Below are 25,015 nucleotides of genomic sequence, written 5' to 3'. Positions count from 1 at the left end.
GGCGGCGAGGCAGCCGCCGGACACCCGGCCTTCGGGGACAGCGCCGCCCGCCGCGCTTTGCGGCCGGCGGCGTGTCAGGCGAAGGATCAGCCGCCGCCCTGGATGACGTTGGTCGAGTATTCGCCAACGTTCGGGTCGCTGTAGGGGCCGTCGCCATTGAGCGAGAACACCATCACGCCGCCACCCATCTGGGTGTAGTGCTGGAGCTGCTTGAAGGCGCCCACCGAGCCGAGGCCGGCGGTCGGGTCGTTGAGGTCGAACACCAGGCCGACGCCCGGCCAGCCACCGACGCCGTAATAGATGGCGACGAACTGCTTGCCATTATGGGTGTAGGTCATGGGGTGGCCGATCACGCCGGAGGGAAGCTTGAACTTCCACAGCAGCTCGCCGGTGTCGCTGTCGCGCGCCTTGATGAAGCCGTCCAGCGTCCCGTAGAACATCACGCCGCCAGCGGTGGCGAGCGTGCCGCCCCAGGCCGCGAAGCGTTCCATCACCTGCCACTTGAACTTGTTGTTGATGGCGTCATAGGCCTTCACCTGACCGAGACCTTCATAGGTCTGGCGGTCACCCTTCGGGCCCGGATACATCCACAGGGTCGCGCCGACGAAGAACTGGCCGGCACGGTAGGGAAGCATGAAGGGCTCCCAGTCCATGCAGATGTGGTTGATGCCCATGAAGAAGGACTTGCGCTCCGGATCGTAGGAGTCATGTCCCTGGTTGTGGTAGCCCATGGCCGAGGGGCAGATGTCGCGGCCCTTGTGGTCCATGCGCGTGCCGAATTCCGGATCGCGCTCGGGCAGGCCGGTCTTCAGGTCGACCTTCTTCACCCAGTTGACCGTGTCGTCGATCTTGTCGGCCGAGACGAGGTCGCCATTGGTGCGGTCGAGCGTGTAGACGATGCCGTTACGGTCGGGATGGGTGAGAAGCTTGCGCATCTTCCCTTCCTTGTCCTGCTGCTCGGAGAGCATCATGACGTTGACGCCGGCATAGTCCCATTCGTCGTGCGGGGTCTTCTGGTAACCGAACTTGGCGTTACCCGTGTCGATGTCGCGACCCCAGATGGTCATCGTCCACTTGTTGTCGCCCGGGCGCATCGTCTCGTTCCACGGCGCCGGGTTGCCCGAGCCGTAGTAGAAGAGGTTGGTACCGGGGTCGAAAGCGTACCAGCCCCAGTTGGTGCCGCCGCCGATCTTCCAGGCCTCGCCTTCCCAGGTCGCCTTGCCGAGGCCCTTCTGGCCGTATTGCGGGTTGGCGCTGTTGAAGTCGTCGGCGAGGCGCACTTCCTCGTCCGGCCCGGTGGCATAGGCGCGCCACTTCTGGGCGCCGGTGGGGATGTCATAGGCGGTGACATAGCCGCGCACGCCGAGTTCGGCGCCCGAGGAGCCGATCAGCACCGAATCCTTGACCACGTAAGGCGCGATGGTGAGCGTCGAGCCGACCTTGATGTCGGAGTTTTCGAGCTTCCAGTACTCCTCGCCGGTCTTGGCGTCGAGCGCGACCACATTGCCGTCGAGCTGGGTCTTGATGATCAGCGGGCCGACCTTGCCGTTGCCCGGCCAATAGGCGAGGCCGCGATTGACCACGTCGCAGCACGCCACCGCGCGGGCGGTCGGGTTCTGCTTCGGCTTGTGCTGCCAGAGGATCTTGCCCGGATCGTCCAGCCCGACCGCGAAGGTCGTGTTGGGGAAGGGCGAGTGGATGTACATCACGCCGTCGACGACGAGGGGGGTGCCCTCATGGCCGGACAGCACGCCGGTGGAGAACGACCAGGCAGGACGCAGCTGCTTGACGTTCGCCTTGGTGATTTCCTTGGCTTCGCTGTAATTGTTGGCGTTGTAGTTCTTGCCGGTCATCGGCCAGTTGTCGGTGCTTTTCGACAGCTCGACGAGCTTGTCGTTGGCCACCGCCGGCGCCGAGGCGCCGAGGCTCATCGCGGCCGCCATGACGGCGGCGACGGAGAGCGCGGACACCGAAGTGTGCAGTCGGCTCATTGGGTCTTCCCTCGCGTTTCCTACTTCCCAAGCCGCCCCGCTGCGCCCCGGCTTTGCCGTCGACGTGCGGGTCTCTTTTATCCCTCGCCGCGCCCGCTCATTCGTGGGCAGTTCCATGAGATTGTCTAAGGGAGCGGCGGAGAATTCTTATGATTTTCTAAGAACATTGACTGTTCTGGGAGTATTGTTCGCTGCGCTCGGATTTATTGTCTTTAGGCAGAATGGAAATTCGGGGCAGGAACTTTTTCCCGTTCGCACAGATAACTCACCCACCACTGCCGGAAGCCTTGCCCAAATCGCACGAAAATGCTTCTCTGACAGCGGGTTGAAGCCTTATGCTGCACCCCGGACGCAGGCTTTGCCGATGACGCTGGCGCCGGCACCGCCGGAGCGGTACTGTTACGGAACGCTGTTTGCGGCCGTTCTCATAAGAAGTTCATAAGTATAGATGAGCAGCTCGCCCTTTTCCCTTCTGCGCCTGTCGCTGAGCGCGGTCCTCGCTCTCGGCCTCGCCGGCTGCCCGGGCGAGAGCGAGCCGGAGACGCGCGAGCCGGAGACGCGTGAGCGGGTGGCCGCGCCGGAGGCCAGCGCCATCGCCCGCAAGACCTGGCTTCAGCCGACCGACGACACCGATCCGGAGGTCTGGCTCGCCAGCCGCGACGCGGGCGCGGATGTGGCGGCGAACGCGCCGGCGGCGAAGGCGTGGCACGATGTGCTCGACGCCGCCGATGACCGCTTCGGCGAGACCGGGCGGATGATCGCCAATCGCGCGGTGCAGCTGGAGACCATGCTGTCGGAGATCGGCATCAAGGAGACGGCGCGCGAAATCATCGCCGATTTCTCGACATTGGCGGGGAAGGGGTCCCGCGCCGGCTTCAGCGATCTGTGCCAGCACTATTACAATCTGCGCAAACAGGGCCTCGACCGCACCGCCGCGCTGGCGGCGCTGGCCGAACAACCCGCGCTGAAATCCGGGAATCCCGCACCGTGACCGCCTCCGGCACCGCCGCACCTCCCCCGCCCTCCTTCGGCCTATGGCAGCGCCGCTCGCTGCGCTGGCAGGTGCTGGCCGCCATCGTCGCCATAAATCTGTGCGCGGCATTGGTCGCGGTGGTGGTCATCATCGCCAATGCGCGCCGCGCCACCGAGGCGGAAATGCTGTCCTCGCTCGCCGTCGCCGAGCGCTTCGTGCAGGAGACGGTGGAGCGCCTCGCCAGCGAACAGGGCGCCACCGGCTCGCTGGCGCAGCTGCCGCTGCACATAAGCGGGCTGCGCCATGTCCGCATCCGCATCGAGGACCGCGCCGGCACGGCGCTGGACATAGCCCCCGCCGAGAGCGAACCGCATGAGGGCGAGGTGCCCGGCTGGTTCACCTGGCTGGTCTCGGCGGAAGGGCAGGAGGTGGTGGTGCCGATCGTCGAGAACGGCGCCACGGTGGGGCAGGTGAGGGTGGCCGGCGAGGCCTCCGACGAGATCGCCGAAGTGTGGGAGGACATGTCCGACCTCGCCCTGCTGGCCGCGGCGGTGAACATCGCCATCCTTGCCGCGCTCTATCTCGTGCTCGGCCGGCTGCTGATGCCGCTGCGCACACTTTCCGCTGGCCTGTCCGAGCTGGAGGCGGGCCGGTTCGAGCACCGGCTCGACCCGCCGCGCGTCCGCGAGCTGGCGGTGATCGCGGAGCGCTTCAACGCCCTGGGCGCGGCACTGAAGGCGGCGCGGGAGGACAATGGCCGGCTCAATGAGCGGCTGGTGAGCGTGCAGGATGACGAGCGGCGGCAGATCGCCTCCGATCTGCATGACGAACTCGGCCCCTGCGTGTTCGGGCTGCGGGCCAATCTCGAATCGATCGACCGCCTCACCGCCCGCACCGAGCCGGCCCTTGGCCAGCGCATGGGCGAGCGCATCGCCACCATGACGGAGATTCTCGACCGCATTCAGGGGCTCAACCGGCGATTGCTGCGCAAGATTCGCCCGATGGCGCTCGGCCATGTGCCGCTGGCGGCGGTGCTGGCGGATCTCGTCGCCGATTTCGAAAGCCACTCGCCCGGCCGGCGCATCACGCTCTCCGCCGAGGGGCTGGCGGAGCGCTACGGCGACAGCGTCGACATCACGCTCTATCGCTGCATCCAGGAGGCGGTGACCAACGCGCTACGCCATGGCGATGCGCGCAACATCGCCATCACCGTGCGAGCCGACCGTCGCGCCGGCCGGATCGACCTCGCCATCGAGGATGACGGCACCGGCATCGCCGCCGGCGCCCCGCACGGCTTCGGGCTGATCGGCATGGAAGAGCGCATCAGCGCGCTGGGCGGCACATGGCGTATCCTGCCCGTCGTGCCGAGCGGGACGCGAATCGACGTGACGATTCCCGCCCAGCCCTATCAATTCGGCCTGTCGGCCGCTCCGGAAAGGCTTGCCGCCCAATGACCTGCGCGCTCGTGATCGACGACCACCCCATCGTGCTGCAGGGCTGCCGCCGTCTGCTGGAAGATGCCGGCGTGGAGCGGGTGCTGGAAGCCAGCACCGTGCTGACCGGCTATCGCCTGTTCCGCCGCGAGCGGCCGGATGTGGTGATCGTCGACCTCGCCTTGCAGGGCAACGGCCTCAGCGGGCTGGTGCTGGTGCGGCGCCTGCGCATGCAGGACCCGCGCACGCCAATCCTCGTCTTTTCCATGCATGGCGATCCCGTCATCGCCAGCCGGGCGCTGGAAGCCGGCGCCAATGGCTATGTGCTCAAAGACACCTCCTCCGGCGCGCTGCTGGAAGCCTTCGAGCGCGTGCGCAAGGGCCAGCCCTATATGAGCCACGACCTCGCCTTGCAGGTCGCCATGCTCGGCTCGCGCAAGACCGCGCCGCTCGCCGACATCACCCCGCGTGAATTGCAGACGCTGTCGCTGCTCGCCGAGGGCAAGGACTACACCCTCATCGCCGACGAACTCGGCATCAGCTACAAGACGGTGGCCAACACCTGCTCGGCGCTGAAGGCGAAGCTCGGGGCGAACAGCCTGCCGGAACTGGTGCGCTGCTCGATCCAGTATCTCTCGACCTCGCCCGTCGGCGCCGGCGGCCGGCCACGCGTGATGTGAGGAAGCGGCGAACCGCGCGACATGACGGTTCCGTAATGTGGCGGGGCCGAACTGTGGCGGGGGTGCCTTGGCACCGGTGGCGGCGGTGCCGGAATGTCGTTGCCGCTTCGTCACTTACACTTCGTTCACCATGCCGAGCGATGCGCCGCATTTTCGCCCCACTCGGACAGCCTCCTGAGAGACACCAAGTCGGATTGCCGGTATCTTGCCGGAGATCTTGAGTGCAGCGCGTCGGCCTTCGCCGGGATTCTTCCGCCGGAGACGGCGCTCACAGACGGTTCGGGGTGAATGGGGACATATCCTGCTCTTGCCGAGGCCTGCCGCCGCCGCGTGGCGGATCAGGCCTTTGTCCGGTTCGGCCGGGTCGCCGCCCTGTGCGGCATCGGCCTGCTGGTGGCCAACTGCACGGGCGGCCCCAGCCTGACGAGCAAGATCGATCCGAAATACGGCGTCTCCGCCAGCCCGCGCGTGGTGCAGCCCGGCCAGCCCGTGCCCAAGGGCGGCGGCACCTATCGCGTCGGCAAGCCCTATGTCGTCGCCGGCAAGACCTATGTTCCCGCCGAGCCGGACAAGTACAAGGCCGAAGGGCTCGCCTCCTGGTATGGCGACGATTTCCATGGCCGCCTGACCGCCAATGGCGAAATCTTCGACATGAACTCCATCGCCGCCGCGCATCCGACGCTGCCGATGCCGTCCTATGTTCGGGTGACCAATCTCGACAATAAGCGCTCCATGGTCGTTCGCGTGAACGATCGCGGGCCGTATCACGACAACCGCGTCATCGACGTGTCGCACCGCGCGGCCGATCTGCTCGGCTTCAAGAACAATGGCACCGCCCGCGTGCGGGTGGAATATGTCGGGCGCGCGCCGCTGGAAGGCTCCGACGACATCCAGCTCGCCTCCACCCTGCGCATGAACGGCAAGCCTGCCGATGCCTCCACCGTCATGGTGGCGTCCGCCGGCCCGCTGCGCGGCCTGACCGCCGCCAATGTGCCGGTGCCGCCGAGCCGTCCGTTCGATCTCGGCGAACCTGTGGAAGAGCAGCAGGTGGCCGAGGTGGCCACCCTCTACCAGCCCGTTCCCGCGCCGGCCGCGCCCGCCCGCGTCGCCGCTGCGCCGCATCCCGCCGCTGTCGCCGCGCCCCGCCCGGCGGTGGTCGCCGCCGCCCTGCCGGCCCCGCGCCCGGCCGCGCCGGCCAAAAACGTTGCGGCGAACAGTGCCCCGGCCAAGACCGCCAAGACGACCAAGCCCGCTGCCGCGCCGGCAGGCGGAGTGCAGGTTGCGAGCCTGCAGCCGGCCCGCACCGCCCCGGCCCCCTCCACCGGCGCGCCCGCCGGCTGGATGGTCGGCCCGCAGCCGGTGATGGGTTATGCCCCGACCGCCAGCGATGGTCCGGTCGATATGGGTCGCGGGCTGTACTGACGCCCTCCGGGTGCCTGCGTTCCGGCAAGGCCGCATCGCTGCCGCATTGCGGTGGCGACCTCCGGCTGTTAACTCTGCCCGGAGCCGGGGAGGACCGACCGTGAAGCTGTTGCGCATCCTGTTCCCGCGCCGCCATTCCGTCCAAGGCGGGCATGTCACCGGCGGAATCGCCGCCGCCCTGCTGGGTGTGCTGCTCCTTGCCGCCGGCTTTTCCCCCGCTTCGGCGCAGACCGCGCCGGACATCCAGGCCCCGCAGGCGATCCTGCTCGACTATGACAGCGGCTCAGTGCTGTTCGAGCGTGCGGCCGACACGTCGAGCGCGCCCGCCAGCATCACCAAGCTGATGACCATGGCCGTGGTGTTCGGCGAGATCACCTCCGGCCGGCTGTCTCCGGATCAGGAATTCAAGGTGAGCGAATATGCCTGGCGGCGGGGAGGGGCCCCGTCGGGCGGCTCCACCATGTTCGCGGCCGTCAACAGCATGATCAAGGTCAGCGACCTGCTGCGCGGGGCGATCATTCCCTCGGGCAATGACGGGGCGATCGTGCTGGCGGAAGGCATTTCCGGCAACGAACTTGCCTTCACGGGGAAGATGAACCAGGAGGCCAAGCGTCTCGGCCTCACCGGATCGGCCTTCGTCAACGCCAGCGGTCTCGCCGATCCCGACCAGAAGACCACGCCGCGCGACATGGCCAAGGTCGCCATCCACATCATCCGCGACTACCCGGACCTCTATAAGATCTACAGCGAGCCGGATTTCCTCTGGAACAAGATCCGCCAGAACAACCGTAACCCGCTGCTCGGCATGAGTCTGGGCGCGGACGGCTTCATGACCGGCTACCAGAAGGATGCCGGCTTCAACCTCGTGGGTTCGGCGATCCAGAACGGGCAGCGGCTCGTCGTCGTCATCATGGGCGCCAAGAGCGAGAAGGAGCGGGCCGAGGATGCGCGCAAGCTGCTGGAATGGGGCTTCCGCTCCTTCGAATCGCGCACCCTGTTCGAGGCCGGGCAGATCGTCGGCGAGGCAACGCTCTATGGCGGCGAGCGCAACGGCGCCCCGCTGACCAGCGACACGCCGATCCGGGTGCTGATTCCACGCAATGGCGACGAGAAGCTGGTGGCGCGCATCCGCTTCGAGGGGCCGATCCCGGCGCCGGTGGAGAAGGGCGAGGTGCTGGCGCGCCTCATGGTCTATCGCGGCGAGCAGCTGTCGCTGGAGGTGCCCCTCGTCGCCGCCGAGACCGTACCGGCAGGCCCGCTGTGGCGCCGGGCGATGGACGGTGCCTATGAACTGATGGTGAGCCTGCTGCGCCAGGGCTACGCCAAGATCACCGGCTGAGCATGCCGACCCGCACGCCCCCGCACGCGCCCGATTCCGCCGAGAGCACGGAGAAGCCGCCGGCCACTCCGCCGGCCAAGCCCCGCCGCACGGCGAAGCCGAAGACGGCGAAGGACACGCCTGCCGCCAAGCCCGCGCCCGCCAAGCCCAAGGGGAAGAAGACGCCGGCCCCGCGCACGGCCTCCGCGCGCGCCAAAGCCACGGCGCCGGCCACGGGGCGCTTCATCACGCTCGAAGGCGGGGAGGGGGCCGGCAAGTCGACTCAGGTCCGCCGGCTGCTGGCGCGGCTGCAGGCGGCCGGCATCGACGCCGTCGGCACGCGCGAGCCCGGCGGCTCCACCGGCGCCGAAATCATGCGCCATCTGATCCTCTCGGGCGCCGCCAAGCCGCTGGGACCGCTGGCCGAGGCGACGCTGTTCGCCGCCGCCCGCGCCGACCATCTCGACGCCACCATCCGCCCGGCGCTGGCGCGCGGCGCATGGGTGGTGTGTGACCGCTTCGCCGATTCGACCCGCGTCTATCAGGGCGCGCTCGGCAATGTCGATCCGCGCCTGATCGCCGCGCTGGAACAGGTGACCGTTGGCGAGACGCGGCCGGACCTGACGCTGATTCTCGACCTGCCGGCGGAGGAGGGCCTGGCCCGCGCCGCCGCCCGTTCAGGCCAGGGCGCCGACCGTTTCGAGAGCGAGGGGCTGGCCTTTCACCGCGCCTTGCGCGCGGCATTTCGCGCGCTGGCGGAGAGCGAGCCCGAGCGCTGCGTGCTGATTGATGCCCGCGGCACGCCCGAAGCGGTGGAAGAGGCGATCTGGCAGGCGGTGTCCACCCGCCTGAAGCTGCCTTCCCCGCGCCGGAGACGCCGGACATGAAGGACGCGCCCCCGCTGGAAGGCGACCGCTTCGGCACCGCGCCGGCGCCGCGCGAGAGCACGCATCTCGTCGGCCATGAGGAGGCGCAGGCGATGGTGCGCACCGCCTGGGATGCCGGGCGGCTGCCGCATGCGCTGCTGATCGGCGGGGCGGAAGGAATCGGCAAGGCGACGCTCGCCTATGCCATCGCCCGCTTCGTGCTGTCCGGCGGCGCCGCGCCGGCGCATTCCCTCGCCGTCGATGCCGGCCATCCCGCCGCGCGGCAGGTGGCGGCGCTGTCGCATCCCGATTTGATGGTGCTGCGGCGCACGCCTAACGACACCGGCAAGCTGCCCTCGATGATTCCGGCCGAGCAGGTGCGCCGGGTGCGCAGCTTCTTCGGCTCCACGGCGGCGCTCGGTGGCTGGCGGGTCTGCATCGTCGACACGCTGGACGAGATGAACGCGCAGGGCGCCAATGCGCTGCTGAAAACGCTGGAGGAGCCGCCGAACCGGGCGCTGTTCCTGCTGGTGAGCCATGCGCTGGGCCGGCTCTTGCCCACCATCCGCTCGCGCTGCCGGATGGTGCCGCTGCGCGCGCTGTCGGAAGGGCAGGTAGTGGAGGTGCTGGAAGGGTTGAGCGCCCACATGCCCGGCCTCGACCGCAGCCGCTTCGCGGAGGCGGCGGAAGCCTCGGGCGGCAGCGTGCGCGAGGCGCTGACGCTGATGGAGGGCGACGGGCTCGCCGTGCGCAACGCTACCCGCGTGCTGCTCGACGCCCTGCCCGATGTCGACCCGAAATCGCTGCACGCGCTGGGCGAGAAGCTCACCGGCGACCGGGGAGGGGCGTTCCAGAGCTTTGTCGGCACGGTGGAGGGCTGGATCAGCGACCATGCCACCGGGCGCCGCCAGACCGCCCGCGTTCGTCTTGCACGCCTCCCGGAGGTGTGGGAGAAGGTTCGCCGCGCTGCGGTCGACGCCGATGTCTACAATCTCGACCGCAAGACCCTCGTCTTCCGGATCTTCGCGTCGCTCAACGAGGCCCTGCGCCCCTGATCGCGCGCTGGTCGCTCCGCAGGATACCGCCGTGAGACCCGCCTTCTACATCACCACCGCGATCGACTACCCCAATGGCGCGCCGCATATCGGCCACGCCTATGAGAAGATCGCGTCCGACGCGCTGGCCCGCTTCAAGAAGCTCGACGGCTTTGACGTCTTCTTCCTGACCGGCACCGACGAGCACGGGCTGAAGATGGCGCAGACGGCGGAAAAGCAGGGTCTGACGCCGCTGGAATGGGCGACGAAGAACGCCACCCGCTTCCAGGAGATGGATGCGCTGCTCGGCGTCGATTATGACCGCTTCATCCGCACCACCGACGCCGACCACATCGCTTCCAGCCAGGCGATCTGGCAGCGGATGGTCGAGAGCGGCGACATCTATCTCGGCGCCTATTCCGGCTGGTACTCGGTGCGCGACGAGGCCTATTACGCCGAGGACGAGACGACGGTGAACCCGGACGGGGTGCGCCTCGGCCCGCAGGGCACGCCGGTGGAATGGACCGAGGAGAAGAGCTATTTCTTCCGCCTCTCCGCCTATCAGCAGAAGCTGCTCGACTATTACGACGCCCACCCGGACTTCATCCGCCCCGAGGTGCGCCGCAACGAGGTGACCAGCTTCGTGCGCAGCGGGCTGCAGGACCTCTCCATCAGCCGCACCACCTTCTCCTGGGGCATCCCGGTGCCGGGCGACGAGGCGCATGTGATGTATGTGTGGGTGGACGCGCTCACCAACTACATCACCGGCGTCGGCTATCCCGACACGGAAAGCGCCAGCTTCAAGCGCTACTGGCCGGCGAACCTGCACATCATCGGCAAGGACATTATCCGCTTCCACGCGGTGTACTGGCCGGCCTTCCTGATGTCGGCAGGGATCGCGCCGCCGAAAACCGTGTTCGCGCATGGCTTCATCCATAATCGCGGGGAGAAGATGTCGAAGTCGGTCGGCAATGTGATCGACCCGTTCGACCTCGCCCGCGCCTATGGCGTCGATGCGCTGCGCTATTTCCTGCTGCGCGAAATTCCCTTCGGCCAGGACGGTTCCTACAGCCACGAGGCCATCGTCGCCCGCACCAATGCCGACCTCGCCAACGACCTCGGCAACCTCGCCCAGCGCTCGCTGTCGATGATCGCCAAGAATCTCGGTGGCGCGTTGCCGGCGCCCGGCCCCCTCGCCGAGGATGACGCGACGATTCTCGCGGCCGCCGACGCCATGGGCGCCAAGGTGCGCGAGGCGATGGAAGGTCAGCAGATTCATAATGCGCTGGCCGCGATCTGGTCGGTGGTGGCGGACGCCAACCGCTACTTCGCCGGCGCGGCGCCGTGGGAATTGCGCAAGACTGACCCGGAGCGCTTCGGCACCGTGCTGTGGACCACGGCGGAAGTGGTGCGGCAGGTGGCGCTGCTGGCACAGCCCTTCATCCCCACAAGTGCCGGCAAGCTGCTGGACCTGCTGGCGATTCCTGAAGAGGCACGCAGCTTCGCCAGCCTCGGCGCGGCCGGAAGGCTTCAGGGCGGCACGGTGCTGCCGGCGCCGGTCGGGGTGTTCCCGCGCTATGTCGAGCCCGAGGCGCCGGCGGCGTCATGATCGTCGACAGCCATTGCCATCTCGACTTCCCGGATTTCGCCGCGGAACTCGACGACGTGGTCGCGCGGGCTCGCGCGGCCGGCGTCGGCCGGCTCGTCACCATCGGCACGCGCGTGCGCCGCTCGGGCGAGGTGAGGGCGATCGCCGAGCGCTTCGACGATGTGTTCTGCTCGGTCGGCACCCACCCGCACAATGCCGGCGAGGAAGCGGATGTGACGCTGGACGAGATTCTGGCCGCCGCCGACCATCCCAAAGTGGTCGCCATTGGCGAGGCCGGGCTCGATTATCACTACGACACCGCGCCGCGCGACGCGCAGGCGGCCGGCTTCCGCCGGCATATCGAAGCGGCGCGGCGCACCGGCCTGCCGCTGGTGATCCACGCCCGCGACGCCGACGAGGATGTCGCGGCGATCCTGGAAGAGGAAAGCGGGAAGGGCGCCTTCGCCTTCGTGCTGCATTGCTTCACCGCCGGGCCGGACCTCGCCCGCCGGGCGGTGGCGCTGGGCGGCTATGTCTCCTTCTCCGGCATCCTCACCTTCAAATCCGGCGCCCCGCTGCGCGAGATCGCCGCCAGCCTGCCGACCGACCGGGTGCTGGTGGAGACGGACGCGCCCTATCTCGCGCCCAACAGCCGGCGCGGCAAGCGCAACGAGCCTTCCTATGTCGTGGAGACCGCCCATATACTCGCCGAGGCGCGCGGAGTGTCCTTCGACGAGATCGCCGCGCTGACGACGCAGAACTTCTTCCGCCTGTTCTCCCGCGCATCCTAGAGGCTTCCGCTCCCCATGGCGCTGACCTTCACCATTCTCGGCTGCGGCTCCTCCGGCGGGGTGCCGCGAGTCGGGCAGGGCTGGGGCGTGTGCGACCCGAACGAACCACGCAACCGCCGCCGCCGCTGCTCGATGCTGGTCGAGCGCCTTGACGACGGCGCCGAGCGGCCGACGCGGGTGCTGATCGACACCTCGCCGGATCTGCGTGAGCAATTGATCGACGCCGGGGTCGACCGGCTCGACGCCGTGCTGTTCACCCATGAACATGCCGACCACACCCACGGCATCGACGATCTGCGCCCGCTGACAATCCTCAACCGCCGCCGCATCGACGTGCATGTCGATCCCGAGACCTCGGCGATGCTGCACCAGCGCTTCGGCTATTGCTTCGAGACGCCGCCGGGCAGCGACTACCCGCCGATCCTGACCGAGCACCGTTTCCACGCCGGTGACACCATCCGCGTCGCCGGGCCCGGCGGGACGGTCGAGGCGCAGGCGTACCGGCAGTACCACGGCAACATCATCTCCTATGGCTTCCGCATTGGCGGGCTGGCCTATTCCAGCGACCTGCACGATCTGCCGGAGGAAAGCCTGGCTTATCTCGCCGACCTCGATGTGTGGATCATCGACGCGCTGCGGCCCAAGCCGCACCCGACGCATCTGTCGCTCAGCGAGGCGCTGGCCTGGATCGAGCGTATGCAGCCGCGCCGCGCCGTGCTCACAAACCTGCACACCGATCTCGACTACGCCACGCTGACACGGGAATTGCCGGACGGCGTGGTCGCCGCCTATGACGGCATGAAAATCACGCTCTGACAGTCATTTAACGTGCCTTTCTCACCCACGCGACCTCCCCCGCCCATAAGAGTGTTTTCCATAATATGTCTTCTGCGAATCACTCGGAGGCGGAATTGACGCCCTCCCGCGACATAGAGCGCCTGTTGGAGATCATGGCGGCACTGCGCACGCCGGAGACCGGCTGCCCTTGGGACCTTGCACAGGACTTCGACACGATCGCGCCCTACACGATCGAGGAAGCCTATGAGGTGGCCGACGCCATCGCCCGCGGCGATCTGGACGACCTCTGCGACGAACTCGGCGACCTGCTGCTGCAGGTGGTGTTCCACGCCCGGCTGGCGCAGGAGCGCGGCGCCTTCGATTTCGGCGCCGTGGTAGAAGCGATCACCGCCAAGATGATCCGCCGCCACCCGCATGTGTTCGGCGACGCGCGTGGGCGCGACGTGGCGGCGGTGAATGCGGCGTGGGACGCCATCAAGGCGGAAGAGAAGGCGCGGCGGGCCGCCCGACGGGCGGCGCGGGGTCTGCCGCCGGAGCCGGGGCAGGGCCGCACGCTGGACGGGGTGCCGGCCGGCGCCCCTGCCCTCACCCGGGCGGTGAAATTGCAGGACAAGGCGGCGAAGGTCGGCTTCGACTGGCCGGAGGTGCGGCCGGTGCTCGACAAGATCCGCGAGGAGATCGACGAGGTGGAAGCCGAGATCGCCGCCGGCGACGCGAAGGCGGCGGGGCAAGAAGTCGGCGACCTCCTGTTCGCGCTGGCCAATCTCGCCCGCCATCTCGATGTGGACCCGGAGGCCGCTCTGCGCGGCACCAATGAGAAGTTCACCCGCCGCTTCGCCCATATCGAGGACCGGCTGGCGCAGGCCGGGCGCACGCCGACAGAGGCCAGCCTCGATGAGATGGAGGCGCTGTGGCAGGAGGCCAAGACGGCGGCGAAGACGGCGGCGCCGAAGGAGTAGGGCAGAGGGGCGCCCTGCCCCCGCACGCCCCTCCGCCGTCATCCCGGCCGAAGCGAAGCGCAGAGCCGGGAGCGCCCGCCATCACCACGCGATCCCGGATGGGCCTTCGGCCGTCCGGGATGACGACGGGCCCTGGCGCCTTATCCCCGGATGCGCCGCGCGCCGAAGCGACGCTCGATCTGCTCGGCACGGTCCGGCGGCACCCGCACGGCGAGGTGCAGCCGCCCTTCCGCGTCCTCGCGGCGCTCCAGCACTTCGCTGTGGCGATAGAGCCAGCTGAGATTGCCACCATCGGCGGCGGCGAGATCGACGGCGAGGCTCACCCGCTCGCGTGAGAGGCGCTGCGAAATGGTGGCGAGCAGCGGCTCCATGCCTTCGCCGGTGAGCGCCGACACTGGGATCGGGCGGGCATCGCCCTCGCGGCGGGCGGCGGCGTTGAACAGCCCTGCCCTCGCCTCCGGCTCCAGCCGGTCGATCTTGTTCCAGACCTCGATGACGCGATGGTCGTCTTCCGGGTCGATGTCGAGATCGGCCAGCACGCTCTTCACATCATGGGCCTGCGCGTCCGCGTCCTCATGCGCCATGTCGCGCACATGCAGGATGAGATCGGCCTCGATCACCTCTTCCAGCGTCGCGCGGAAGGCGGCGACGAGCTGGGTCGGCAGATCGGAGATGAAACCGACCGTGTCGGACAGGATCACCTTGTCGCCGGTGGGCAACTGCACCGCCCGCAGCGTCGGGTCGAGCGTGGCGAACAGCAGGTCCTGCGCCATCACCTCGGCGCGGGTCAGCCGGTTGAACAGGGTCGACTTGCCGGCATTGGTGTAGCCGACCAACGCCACCACGGGATAAGGCACCTTCTTGCGGCTGGCGCGGTGCAGGGCGCGGGTGCGCTTGACCTGCTCCAGCTCGCGCTCGATCTTGACGATGCGCTCGCCAATCAGCCGGCGGTCGGCCTCGATCTGCGTCTCGCCGGGGCCACCGAGAAAGCCGAAGCCGCCGCGCTGGCGTTCCAGATGGGTCCAGGAGCGCACCAGCCGGCTGCGCTGATAGTTGAGATGGGCGAACTCGACCTGCAGCACACCTTCCTTGGTGCGCGCACGCTGGCCGAAAATTTCGAGAATGAGCGCGGTGCGGTCGATCACCTTGGCCGACCACGCCTTTTCGAGGTTGCGCTGCTGCACCGGGCTGAGCGGGGCATCGACAAAGACCAGCCCCGCCTCCTCCGCCTTCACCAGCCCGGCGATTTCCTCGACCTTGCCACTGCCGAGATAGGTGGCCGGACGCACCTGCGACAAGCCCACAAGCGCGCTGCCGACAAGCTTCAGATCAATGGCGAGGACGAGACCGACCGCCTCGTCGAGCCGCGCCTCGGGCGAGCGGCGCACGCCCTCCTCCCCTGCCCCGCGACGGGTCAGGTGCGGAACGATCACCACCACGCGGGTCGCGTCGCCTTCGGTTTCATGCTCGACAGGCAGGCCGGCGGCACGACCGGCGGACGACGTGCGGGAGGGCTTGAACTCCAAGATCAGCCCTTCTCGCCGGTCTCATCGGGTTCGAACAGCTGAACCGGATGGCCGGGCATGATGGTCGAGATCGCGTGCTTGTAAACGAGCTGCGAATGGCCATCGCGGCGCAGCAGCACGCAGAAATTATCGAACCAGGTGACGACTCCCTGCAGCTTCACGCCATTGACCAGGAAGATGGTGAGCGGCGTCTTGTTCTTGCGGACGTGATTGAGAAAGGTGTCCTGGAGGTTCTGCGAACGTTCCGCGGCCATGGTTTTTTGATCCGTTTGTTTGTTGTTGCTCGTAGGTCGGCGCGGTCGTCCTGCGCTCTGCGCCCCGTCCGGGAGCGGTCAAGCACAAAGACGTGCGCCCCAAACATGGCATAGCATGTCTGGCGCGCAAGATGCTTTCGCCAAGTTGGTTCCCCTTGGCAAGGTCTTTCCGCACCCGCCTGCCGGCCGGGCGGGCAGAATTACCTGTGTCAGCGGGCGATTTCGGCAAGCCGGTGGTAGTTGGCGCGCAGGGCGCGCGCCACCGGGCCGGGCCGGCCGTCGCCGATCGCCTGCCCGTCGATTCGCACCACCGGGGTGGCGAAATTGGTGGCCGAAGTAACGAAGGCCTCACGCGCGCCCAGCGCTTCCGCCACGGTGAAGGGGCGCTCCTCGATGCGCAATTGCAGCTCGGCCGCCACCTCGAACATGACCGTGCGGGTGATGCCGCGCAAAATGCCAGACTCCGCCGGCCGGGTGACGAGCCGCCCCTCGGGCGTGACGATCCAGGCATTGGTCGAGCCGCCCTCGGTGACATGGCCGCCCGCATCGACGAACCAGGCTTCGCGCGCGCCGGCCTGCTTCGCCGCCTCCTTGGCGAGGACGTTCGGCAGCAGGCCGACGGTCTTGATATCGACCCGCTCCCAGCGATTATCCGGCACGGTGATGACGCCGATCCCCTGCTCCGCCGCCGCCTCGCCCTTGGCCGGGTCAATCGCGCGGGCGGTGACGACGATTGAGGGCGGCGTCGCCGGATCGGGAAAATAATGGTCGCGCCGGGCGACGCCGCGCGTGACCTGCAGATAGACGAGGCCGTCGCGCACGCGGTTGCGGGCGATGGTCTGGCGCAGCACCACCCCGAGCGCGGCAAGCGACATAGGCAGCCGGATGCGCAGTTCGCCGAGCGAACGCACCAGCCGCTCCATGTGGCGACGCTCATCCACCATATGCCCGCCGCGCACCTCGCAGACTTCATAGACGCCGTCGCCGAACTGGTAGCCGCGATCCTCCACATGCACGCCCGCCACGGCGTGCGGCACATAGGCTCCGTTCACATAGGCAATGCGCGACATCGTCCGTCCTCAGCCCGGTCTCGGTATAGCCACCCGTTCGCACATCGCATGAACATGGCGACTCAGTGGCTTGATATATCTGCCCTTTAACGTCGCCAGAGGGCGAAATTGGCCAGCCCCAGCACGACCAGAATCTCCAGCCGCCCGAGAATCATGGCCAGGGCCAGTATAAGCTGCGCATAGGCCGGCAGCGCGCCCCAGTCCGGCCAATTCACGTCCGGCTGCCAGTTCACGGAATAGACCGGACCGGCATTGCTCAGCGCCGTCACGACCGCGACGAAGGCCGCTTCAAAGCTCGGCATGGCCGGCGCGAGCGCCACGGTTAGCGCGCCGATCACCGTGCAGGCGACGCCGAACATAATCCAGATCGCCTTCATCATCTGCAACGTCACATTCTGCTGCCCGAGACGACGCGGATGCACGGCGCTGGGATGCACCAGTCGCTCCAGTTCGCGCAGGCTCTGCAGCACCATCACCCCGGCACGGTAGATCTTGATTCCGCCCGCGGTGGAGAAACTGGCGCCGCCGATGAAGACGACGGTGAGCACCACCGTCACCGGCAGGCTGGCAAAGGCGCCGGCATGCGGCTCGATGCCTGTCGTGGTGACCAGCGCGACGGCGGTGAACAGCCCGTCCTCCAGCGCGATCGGCAGCGACAGGCCGCTGCCCAGCGTGCGGAAACCAATCGCCGCGGCAGCAATGCCGAGGCCGAGGCAAAGCGCGAAAAGCACAATGTTTTCATATTGTCCGAGCGCGAGGCGAAAGCGCCGTGTGAGCAGCATGCGCTGCCAGAGCAGGCTCGTGCCGCCGATCAGCATGAAAACGATCAGCACCGCCTTGATGCCGAAATGGCCATAGGCGGCGATGCCGTCCGCATCCGGCAGCAGGCCGCCGGTGGACAATGCCGCGCCGGCGAGGCCGAGCGCCTCGAACAGGCGAAGACCGAGCAGGAACAGCAGGAAGGTGCACAGGAGCGTGGCGCCGAGATAGATCGGCAGCACGAGGCGCAGCGCGTCGTCCAGCGTCATCTGATGGGTGACGCCGAGCAGATTGGCGCGGGCGCTGCGGTCCGGCAGGCCGCCGAGACCGGCGGGGCCGAGCACGGCGACGAAGCCCACAAGGGTGAGCAGCCCGCCCGCCCATTGCAGCGTCAGCAGCCAGCCCAGCGTCGCCCGCGGCACCTTGTCGAGATCATGAATCTGGATCGGCCCGGTGGTGGTGAACGCCGCCACCGCCTCGAACCAGGCATGCACCGGCCCGAGCGTCGTGGTCGCGGCGATCGGCACGGCGGCGATGATCGGCACGACGAGCCAAAGCAGCAGCAGCAGGCCATAGGCGGCGAGCCGGTCCAGCCGCCCGGCCCGGTTGCGCACGGCGAGATGCACCGCCCCCGCGCCGAAAACGGTGAGCAGCGCCGTCATCAGGAACACGTCGGCACCGGGCTCGCGCCGGAACAGCGACACCAGCGCGGCCAGCAGCAGGAAGCCGGCCATGACGCCGGCCGTCTGGGCGCTGTAGCGGGCGACCGCGATCATGAACCGGGGCCTCTCTCAGAAGAATTCAAGGCTGACCCGGAACAGCTGTTCGACCCGCTTCACCTTGTCGGCGAGCGCGAACATCACCACCCGGTCACGCGCCTGGATCACCGTGTCGCCGCGCGGCAGCATGACCCGCCCGGCGCGGATGACCGCGCCGATGCGCATGCCGTCGAACAGGTCGAGTTGGCGCAGGGGCTTGCCTACCAGCGGCGAGGTTTCCAGCGCCTCGGCCTCGATCACCTCGCCGGCCCCGTTCAGCAGCGAATGCACGCCGCGGATGCGGCCCTTGCGGACGTATTGCAGCACTTTGGAGACGGTGATCTGGCGCGGATTCACATAGGCGTCAATGCCGAGGCCGCGCGCGAAGGCGGGATAGGCTGGGTCGTTCAGCAGCGACAGCATGCGCTTGGCGCCAAGCTCGCGCGACAGCAGACAGGAAAGGATGTTGACCCGGTCGTCATTGGTCACCGCGATCATGGTGTCGGCATCGCCGACCGCCGCCTCCTCCAGAATGGTGCGATCCAGCGCGCTGCCGCGCAGCACCACGGTGCGGTTCAGCTCCTGCGCGATCTCCTCCGCGCGGCTGATCTTGTCCTCGATGATCTTCACCCGCGCCTTCGGGTTGCGCTGCTCCAGCTCGCGCGCGACATAAAGGCCGATATTGCCACCGCCGCCAATGACGATGCGCTGCGCCGGCGGCTCGTCATGGCCGAAGATCGAGAGGGTGCGGCTCACCTGGTCGGTATGGGCGACGAAATAGGCGAGGTCGCCGGCCAGCAGCGAATCGATGGAGCGCGGCACGAAGGTCTTGCCGTTGCGGTTGACCGCCACCACCACCGCCCGCAGGTCCGGGAACAGATCGGTGAGCTGGCGCAGCGGCGTGTCGAGGACCGGGCAATCCTCCTGGCAGCGCACGCCCACAACGACGACATTGCTGTCGTTGAAGCTCACCGTATCGACGGCGCCCGGCAGCGAGAGGCGGCGCAGCACCATCTCGCCCACTTCCAGCTCGGGCGAGATCACCACATCGATCGGCAGGTGGTCGCGCGAGAACAGGTCGCGCCAGTGGCCCTGCAGATAGCTTTGCGCGCGCACGCGGGCGATCTTGGTCGGCACGTCGAACAGCGCATGGCCGACCTGGCAGGCGATCATGTTGACTTCGTCGTGCAGGGTGACGGCGATCAGCATGTCCGCCGCCTCCAGCCCCGCCCGGGCCAGCACGTCGGGATGCGAGCCATGGCCGACAAAGCCGCGCACGTCGAGCGTATCGGTCACCGCCTGGATGAGGCGGGGCGAGGTGTCGATGATGGAAACGTCGTTCTGCTCAGCGGCCAGACGCTCGGCAATGCCGAACCCCACCTGCCCCGCGCCGCAAATCACGACCTTCATGACGTCCCCCGCTCCTGCCCGCCGGCGCCAGTGGGTTTCCGCGAACGGGCCTCCGGCATTTCCTGGCGAGTCTCTCTATAGCAGGTTCGCACGGCGCGGCAGACGCCGCAGCGTCCCGCCCGCACATCTTCCTTTACCGGAAGCGGCAGGGCGGCGGCGGAAGGCGCTCAGCCGATGCCCAGCGCCTTGAGCTTGCGGTGCAGCGCCGAGCGCTCCATGCCGACGAACTCCGCCGTGCGCGAGATGTTGCCGCCGAAGCGGCTGATCTGCGCCACCAGATATTCGCGCTCGAACACTTCGCGCGCATCGCGCAGCGGCAGGCCCATCAGATGCTCGCCGCCCGTGCCGCTCGGCAGGCTCGGCACCAACGCGCCGACATCCGGCGGCAGCATGTCGGCGGTCACGGGCGCATCCGCCTCGCCGGAGGCGAGGATGAGCAGGCGTTCGATATTGTTGCGCAGCTGGCGGACATTGCCCGGCCAGTCATGCGACTGCAGCACGGCGAGCGCGTCGTCGGCGACACGCCGGCGCGGCAGGCCGGTGGACTGCGAAATCTGGTCGAGGAAGAATTCGACCAGCTCCGGCACGTCCTCGCGCCGCTCCGCCAGCGGCGGCACCCGCACCGGCACCACGCCAAGCCGGTGATAGAGATCCTCGCGGAAGCGCCCTTCGGCGATCTCTTTTTCCAGATTGCGGGCGGTGGAGGAGATGATGCGCACATCCACCGAAACGCGGGTATTGCCGCCGACGCGCAGGAAGTTCTGGTCCACCAGCACCCGCAGGATGCGGTTCTGGGTCTCGCGCGGCATATCGGCGATTTCGTCGATGAACAGCGTGCCGCCATGCGCCTCTTCCAGCGCGCCGACCTGACGGCCCTGCCCTTCGCCCAGCTCGACACCGAACAACTCGACTTCCATCCGCTCCGGGGTGATGGCGGCGGCGTTGATGACGACGAACGGCCCGTTCGCCCGCTGCGAGGCGGCGTGGATCATGCGGGCGGTCAGCTCCTTGCCGGAGCCGGAGGGGCCGACGATCATGATGCGGCTATTGGTCGGCGCCACGCGCTCGATGCCCTGGCGCAGCTGGTTCATCACCGAGGACTTGCCCACCAGCGCCTGCGTCACCGCCGTGCGCTGCTTGAGGTCGCGCACCTCGCGCTTGAGCCTCAGCGTCTCCAGCGCCCGGTCGGCGACGAGGATCAGGCGGTCGGAATTGAACGGCTTCTCGATGAAGTCGTAGGCGCCCTGCTTGATCGCCGCCACCGCCGTCTCGATGGTGCCGTGGCCGGAAATCATCACGACCGGCACGTCCGGGTGGCTCTTCTTGATGCGCTCCAGCAGTTGCAGCCCATCGAGCTTCGAGCGTTCCAGCCAGATGTCGAGGAAGACCAGATGCGGGCGGCGCGCCTCGATGGCGGCCAGCGCCTCGTCGCTGTCCTTGGCGGTGCGGGCGCCATAGCCCTCATCCTCCAGAATGCCCGCGACCAGACCGCGAATATCGGCTTCGTCATCGACGATCAGGATGTCCGTCGCCATTCGTCAGTTCTCCTTCAGCCGACCACACGGGGGGTGGGGGCCCCGCCGTTGCCTTTTCCGTCATTGGCGGCGGTGGGGCCGCCGTCGCGCGCGAAGTGCAGGCGAATCCACGCGCCCCGCCCTTCGGGCGCATCGTCGAGCTCGATGCCGCCGCCGTGCTCTTCCATGATCTTTCCGACGATCGCGAGGCCGAGCCCGGTGCCCTTCTCGCGCGTCGTCACATAGGGCTCCAGCAGCCGCGCCCGGTTCTCGGTCGGCAGGCCCTTGCCATTGTCGACAACGTCAATGTCCACCATCCGCTCGGTGGCATGCACTTTCACCTGAATGCGCGCCGGCTCGGTGCGCTCTTCCGCCGGCACCGCCGCCAGCGCCTCGGTGGCGTTCTTGATGATGTTGGTCAGCGCCTGCGAGACGAGGCGGCGATCGAAACGGGCGACCACCGGCTGCTCCGGCAGTTCGAGGTCGATGACGATGTCGGGATTGCCGACCCGCATGAGGAACACCACCTGCCGCGCCGTCTCGCCAATGTCCTGCGCCTCGGCGACGGGCTTGGGCATGCGGGCGAAGGAGGAGAACTCATCCACCATGCGGCCGATATCGCCGACCTGCCGGATGATGGTTTCCGTGCACTGGTCGAACACTTCGCGGTCCTCGCCGATCACCTTGCCGTAGCGCCGGCGCAGCCGTTCGGCGGAGAGCTGGATCGGGGTGAGCGGGTTCTTGATCTCGTGGGCGATGCGGCGGGCGACATCGGCCCAGGCGGAGCTGCGTTGCGCCACCACCAGCTCGGTGATGTCGTCGAGCGTGACCACCCAGCCATGTTCGGCCTCGCGTGACTGCTCGGTGGTCACGCGCACCGCGATCACGCGGTCGCGGCCATTGCGGGTGAGCGTGGTATTGGCCTGCACGCTGCGCTCGCCCGGCTCCATCGCCTGGGCGAGCAGCGGCGCCACTTCCGGCACGACCGCGCCAAGCTCGGTGCCCAGCACATCCGCCTCCACCACGCCGAGCAGCTTCTCCGCCGGGCGGTTGATGATGGAAATGCGCCCCTGCGGATCGAGGCCGATGACGCCGGCGCCGACACCGGAGAGCACCGCCTCGGTGAAGCGCCGGCGGGTGTCGATCTGGTCGCGGGCCTGAACGATGTCGTCGCGCTGGGTGCGCAGCTCCTGCGTCATCTTGTTGAAGGTCTCGGCAAGGCTCGACAGATCGCCCTCGGTGCGGCGCACCGGCACCTCGACGAACAGATTGCCGGCGGCGACGAGATCGGCGGCGCCGATCAGGCGGCGGATCGGCGCCACCAGGCGGTTGGCGAAATTGATGCCGAGCCAGACCGCGCAGAGCAGCACGGTGAGCGAGATCACCGCATAGAGCACCGCGAACGCCACCTGCACGCCGACGCGCTGCTGTTCGAGGTTGCGATAGTCGACGACGGCGGCCTGCGTTTCCTTGAGATAGTCGATCACCTTCGGATCGACGGCGCGGGCGACGTAGAGATAGAGATCGCCGAAATCCTTCAGCGGGATCACCGCGCCGACATAATCGGCATCGCCCGGAAGATAGATCAGCGGCTGTTCGTCGGTTGCGTCCTTTAGCGCCAGATTGGCCGGCACGACGAATTCGCGGCCGACACGAATGGTGGCGCGGTCGATGACCTGCAGGTCCTTGTCGATGATCATGGCGGCGGGCAGGCCGCGCACTACCGCCTGCGCGGTCAATGCCTGGCGGAAGCGGCTGCGGTCCTGATCCCATAGCGGACGGATGCGCTGGAGATCGCGCGCCATGCCGAGTACGTCGCCGCGGATCGAATAGGCGTGCTCGCGCACATAGGTCTGGGCGACCGACACCGCATTGTCGACGATGGCGCGGGTGCGCACCGAGAACCAGCGGTCGAGCCCCTTGTCGAGGGTGATGCTGGCGAGGATGGCGACGAGCAGCGCCGGCACCACCGCCACCACGCCGAACAGCCCGACCACGCGCACATGCAGCCGCGCCGCCGCCCGTCCGCGCTGGCGGGCCTTGACGATGCGCCACACCTCGCGGCCGATGATGCTGAGCAGCACCAGCGACATGACGCCGTTAAGGCACAGGACGACGATGATCACGTCCTGCGAGGGCACCAGCGGGGTGATGCCGATGAGGATGATGAAGCTCGCCAGCGCGATGAGCAGCGCCAGCAGCACCGCCAGCGGCGCCAGCCCCCAGAGCGAGAAACGGAAGCCCATCCCGCCGAGGTCGAGTGCTTCGTGCCGGTCCGTTGCGCCGGTCGAGGTGTCGCTCATCCATCACCCTGTTGGCGGCGGGAATCAGCCCGCCCGACTGATGCAGTGATACGACACTGGTGCAAAAATGTGACAATGATGAGCCGCCCCCGCCTTTATTCGCGAGGGCGTAAGGCGCTCACCGACTGGTGCGGATTATCTGGATGTCCAGATCCCGGATCTTCTTGCGCAGTGTGTTGCGGTTCAGGCCCAGCAATTCCGCCGCCTTGATCTGGTTACCGCGCGTCGCCGCCAGCGCGGCGGAGAGGAGCGGATATTCCACATCCTTGAGGATGCGGTGATAGAGGCCCGGCGGGGGCAGATTCTCGCCGAAGCCGCCGAAATAGGCGTTGAGATGACGCTCCACCGAGGCGGAGAGCGTTTCGTCCTGGCCGTTTTCCTCCGGTGTCGGCGGTGCCACCGGGGTGGAGAGTTCCGCCTCGATGATCGAGCCGGTGATGACTTCCTGCGGATAGAGCGCGGCGAGGCGGCGGATCAGGTTCTCCAGCTCGCGCACATTGCCCGGCCAGCGGTAGCGCTTGAGCCGGTCGAGCGCGGCAGCGTCGATCTGCTTGCGCGGCAGCCCTTCGCGCTCGGCCTGCAGGAAGAAGTGTCGGGCGAGATCCGGCACGTCCTCCGCGCGTTCGCGCAGCGGCGGCAGACGCAGCGGCACGACATTGAGGCGGAAGAACAAATCCTCGCGGAACAGACCCTGCTGGATGAGGATGCGCAGGTCCTTGTTGGTGGCGGCGACGATGCGCACATCGGTCTTGATGGCGGTGCGCCCGCCGACCGTGGTGTATTCGCCCTGCTGCAGCACGCGCAGCAGCCGCGTCTGCGCCTCCATCGGCATGTCGCCGATCTCGTCGAGGAACAGCGTGCCGCCTTCCGCCTGCTCGAAACGGCCGGCCGAGCGCGCATTGGCGCCGGTGAACGCCCCCTTCTCATGGCCGAACAGCTCGGATTCGATGAGGTCGCGCGGAATTGCCGCCATGTTGATGGCGACGAACGGCCCGTTGCGGCGCTTGCCGTAATCATGCAGCGCGCGGGCGACCAGCTCCTTGCCGGTGCCGCTCTCGCCCGCAATCATCACGGTGAGATCGGTCTGCATCAGCCGCGCCAGCACGCGGTAAATATCCTGCATCGCCGGCGAGCGGCCGACGAGCGGAATGTTGTCGGCGTCCTCGCCCAGACCTTTGAGCGCGTTCTCCGGCTTCTTCGGCTCGGACAGGGCGCGGCCGACGATGGAGATCAGCTCCTTCAGGTCGAAGGGCTTGGGCAGATATTCATAGGCGCCCTTCTCCGAGGCGCGGATCGCCGTCATGAAGGTGTTCTGCGCGCTCATGACGATGACCGGCAGATCGGGGCGCACCTTCTTGATGCGCGGCAACAGGTCAAACGCGTTCTCGTCCGGCATCACCACATCGGTGATGACGAGGTCGCCGTCGCCCTGGCTGACCCAGCGCCAGAGCGTCGCCGCGTTGCCGCAGGAGCGCACCTCATAGCCCGCCCGCGACAGCGCCTGATTGAGCACGGTGCGGATGGCAGCGTCGTCATCGGCAACCAGGATACTTCCCGTCGGCATGGCG

The 25,015-nt window shown here is 67.9% G+C and carries 20 protein-coding genes; 11 read left to right on the top strand and 9 right to left on the bottom strand.

Translation table 11 applies throughout. The annotated features are described in order from the left end of the window. Positions 1-86 precede the first annotated feature (86 nt). Positions 87-1,991, bottom strand: coding sequence for a methanol/ethanol family PQQ-dependent dehydrogenase (locus K9D25_RS15345; protein WP_244376476.1), 1,905 nt, complete (start codon positions 1,989-1,991; stop codon positions 87-89). Between the two features lie 448 nt (positions 1,992-2,439). Here K9D25_RS15345 and K9D25_RS15340 point away from each other — a divergent pair, with 448 nt between their 5' ends. The 11 genes from K9D25_RS15340 (at position 2,440) to mazG (ending at position 13,853) form a co-directional block, all read left to right on the top strand. After that, complete coding sequence (locus K9D25_RS15340) at positions 2,440-2,982, top strand: hypothetical protein (RefSeq protein ID WP_244376475.1); 543 nt, start codon at positions 2,440-2,442, stop codon at positions 2,980-2,982. After that, on the top strand, positions 2,979-4,418 hold the full coding sequence (locus K9D25_RS15335) for an ATP-binding protein (RefSeq protein ID WP_244376474.1): 1,440 nt from the start codon (positions 2,979-2,981) through the stop codon (positions 4,416-4,418). Before K9D25_RS15340 ends, K9D25_RS15335 begins: the two co-directional genes overlap by 4 nt. Next, positions 4,415-5,077 carry a response regulator transcription factor gene (locus tag K9D25_RS15330; RefSeq protein ID WP_244376473.1) on the top strand — a complete coding sequence of 221 codons (663 nt, stop codon included), beginning with the start codon at positions 4,415-4,417 and terminating at the stop codon, positions 5,075-5,077. Before K9D25_RS15335 ends, K9D25_RS15330 begins: the two co-directional genes overlap by 4 nt. Before the next feature lie 288 nt (positions 5,078-5,365). After that, complete coding sequence (locus K9D25_RS15325) at positions 5,366-6,499, top strand: septal ring lytic transglycosylase RlpA family protein (RefSeq protein WP_244376472.1); 1,134 nt, start codon at positions 5,366-5,368, stop codon at positions 6,497-6,499. 106 nt (positions 6,500-6,605) lie between these two features. Next, a complete protein-coding gene (locus K9D25_RS15320) occupies positions 6,606-7,838 on the top strand; it encodes a D-alanyl-D-alanine carboxypeptidase family protein (RefSeq protein WP_432207950.1) in 1,233 nt (410 codons plus the stop codon). A 224-nt stretch (positions 7,839-8,062) separates the two neighbouring features. Beyond that, entirely contained in the window at positions 8,063-8,704 is a 642-nt protein-coding gene (gene tmk / locus K9D25_RS15315; RefSeq protein ID WP_244450892.1) for a dTMP kinase, read from the top strand. Further along, positions 8,701-9,738, top strand: a complete 1,038-nt coding sequence (locus tag K9D25_RS15310; protein WP_244376470.1) for a DNA polymerase III subunit delta' — start codon at positions 8,701-8,703, stop codon at positions 9,736-9,738. The genes tmk and K9D25_RS15310 overlap by 4 nt, the downstream gene beginning before the upstream one ends. Before the next feature lie 31 nt (positions 9,739-9,769). Beyond that, the gene (gene metG, locus K9D25_RS15305) at positions 9,770-11,326 is read left to right on the top strand and encodes a methionine--tRNA ligase (RefSeq protein WP_244376469.1); all 1,557 of its coding nucleotides are present in this window, start codon (positions 9,770-9,772) and stop codon (positions 11,324-11,326) included. After that, positions 11,323-12,096, top strand: a complete 774-nt coding sequence (locus tag K9D25_RS15300; RefSeq protein ID WP_244376468.1) for a TatD family hydrolase — start codon at positions 11,323-11,325, stop codon at positions 12,094-12,096. Before metG ends, K9D25_RS15300 begins: the two co-directional genes overlap by 4 nt. A gap of 15 nt (positions 12,097-12,111) precedes the next feature. Then, positions 12,112-12,912, top strand: a complete 801-nt coding sequence (locus K9D25_RS15295) for an MBL fold metallo-hydrolase (protein ID WP_244376467.1) — start codon at positions 12,112-12,114, stop codon at positions 12,910-12,912. Positions 12,913-13,007: 95 nt separating this feature from the next. Then, a complete protein-coding gene (gene mazG, locus K9D25_RS15290) occupies positions 13,008-13,853 on the top strand; it encodes a nucleoside triphosphate pyrophosphohydrolase (RefSeq protein WP_244376466.1) in 846 nt (281 codons plus the stop codon). Positions 13,854-13,993: 140 nt separating this feature from the next. Here the strand turns inward: mazG and hflX are convergent, their stop codons facing one another. The 8 genes from hflX to ntrC form a co-directional block, all read right to left on the bottom strand. Continuing rightward, positions 13,994-15,385, bottom strand: a complete 1,392-nt coding sequence (hflX, locus tag K9D25_RS15285) for a GTPase HflX (RefSeq protein ID WP_432207949.1) — start codon at positions 15,383-15,385, stop codon at positions 13,994-13,996. Beyond that, the gene (gene hfq, locus K9D25_RS15280; RefSeq protein WP_013166585.1) at positions 15,382-15,633 is read right to left on the bottom strand and encodes an RNA chaperone Hfq; all 252 of its coding nucleotides are present in this window, start codon (positions 15,631-15,633) and stop codon (positions 15,382-15,384) included. The genes hflX and hfq overlap by 4 nt, the downstream gene beginning before the upstream one ends. 209 nt (positions 15,634-15,842) lie before the next feature. Next, complete coding sequence (locus K9D25_RS15275; protein ID WP_244376465.1) at positions 15,843-16,703, bottom strand: D-amino-acid transaminase; 861 nt, start codon at positions 16,701-16,703, stop codon at positions 15,843-15,845. An 86-nt stretch (positions 16,704-16,789) separates the two neighbouring features. Beyond that, positions 16,790-18,238, bottom strand: coding sequence for a TrkH family potassium uptake protein (locus K9D25_RS15270; protein WP_244376464.1), 1,449 nt, complete (start codon positions 18,236-18,238; stop codon positions 16,790-16,792). 15 nt (positions 18,239-18,253) lie between these two features. After that, complete coding sequence (gene trkA, locus K9D25_RS15265; RefSeq protein ID WP_244376463.1) at positions 18,254-19,630, bottom strand: Trk system potassium transporter TrkA; 1,377 nt, start codon at positions 19,628-19,630, stop codon at positions 18,254-18,256. Between the two features lie 167 nt (positions 19,631-19,797). Next, complete coding sequence (locus K9D25_RS15260; RefSeq protein ID WP_244376462.1) at positions 19,798-21,165, bottom strand: sigma-54-dependent transcriptional regulator; 1,368 nt, start codon at positions 21,163-21,165, stop codon at positions 19,798-19,800. Positions 21,166-21,179: 14 nt separating this feature from the next. Next, a complete protein-coding gene (locus tag K9D25_RS15255) occupies positions 21,180-23,447 on the bottom strand; it encodes a sensor histidine kinase NtrY-like (protein WP_244376461.1) in 2,268 nt (755 codons plus the stop codon). 118 nt (positions 23,448-23,565) lie between these two features. Continuing rightward, positions 23,566-25,011, bottom strand: coding sequence for a nitrogen regulation protein NR(I) (gene ntrC / locus K9D25_RS15250; RefSeq protein ID WP_244376460.1), 1,446 nt, complete (start codon positions 25,009-25,011; stop codon positions 23,566-23,568). Positions 25,012-25,015 lie beyond the last annotated feature (4 nt).

The sequence above is a fragment of the Ancylobacter polymorphus genome, assembly GCF_022836935.1.
In the GTDB taxonomy this organism is placed as follows: domain Bacteria; phylum Pseudomonadota; class Alphaproteobacteria; order Rhizobiales; family Xanthobacteraceae; genus Ancylobacter; species Ancylobacter polymorphus_A.
The sequence above is the reverse complement of the archived record's forward strand: the minus strand, read 5'-3'. Positions and strand labels throughout refer to the sequence as shown.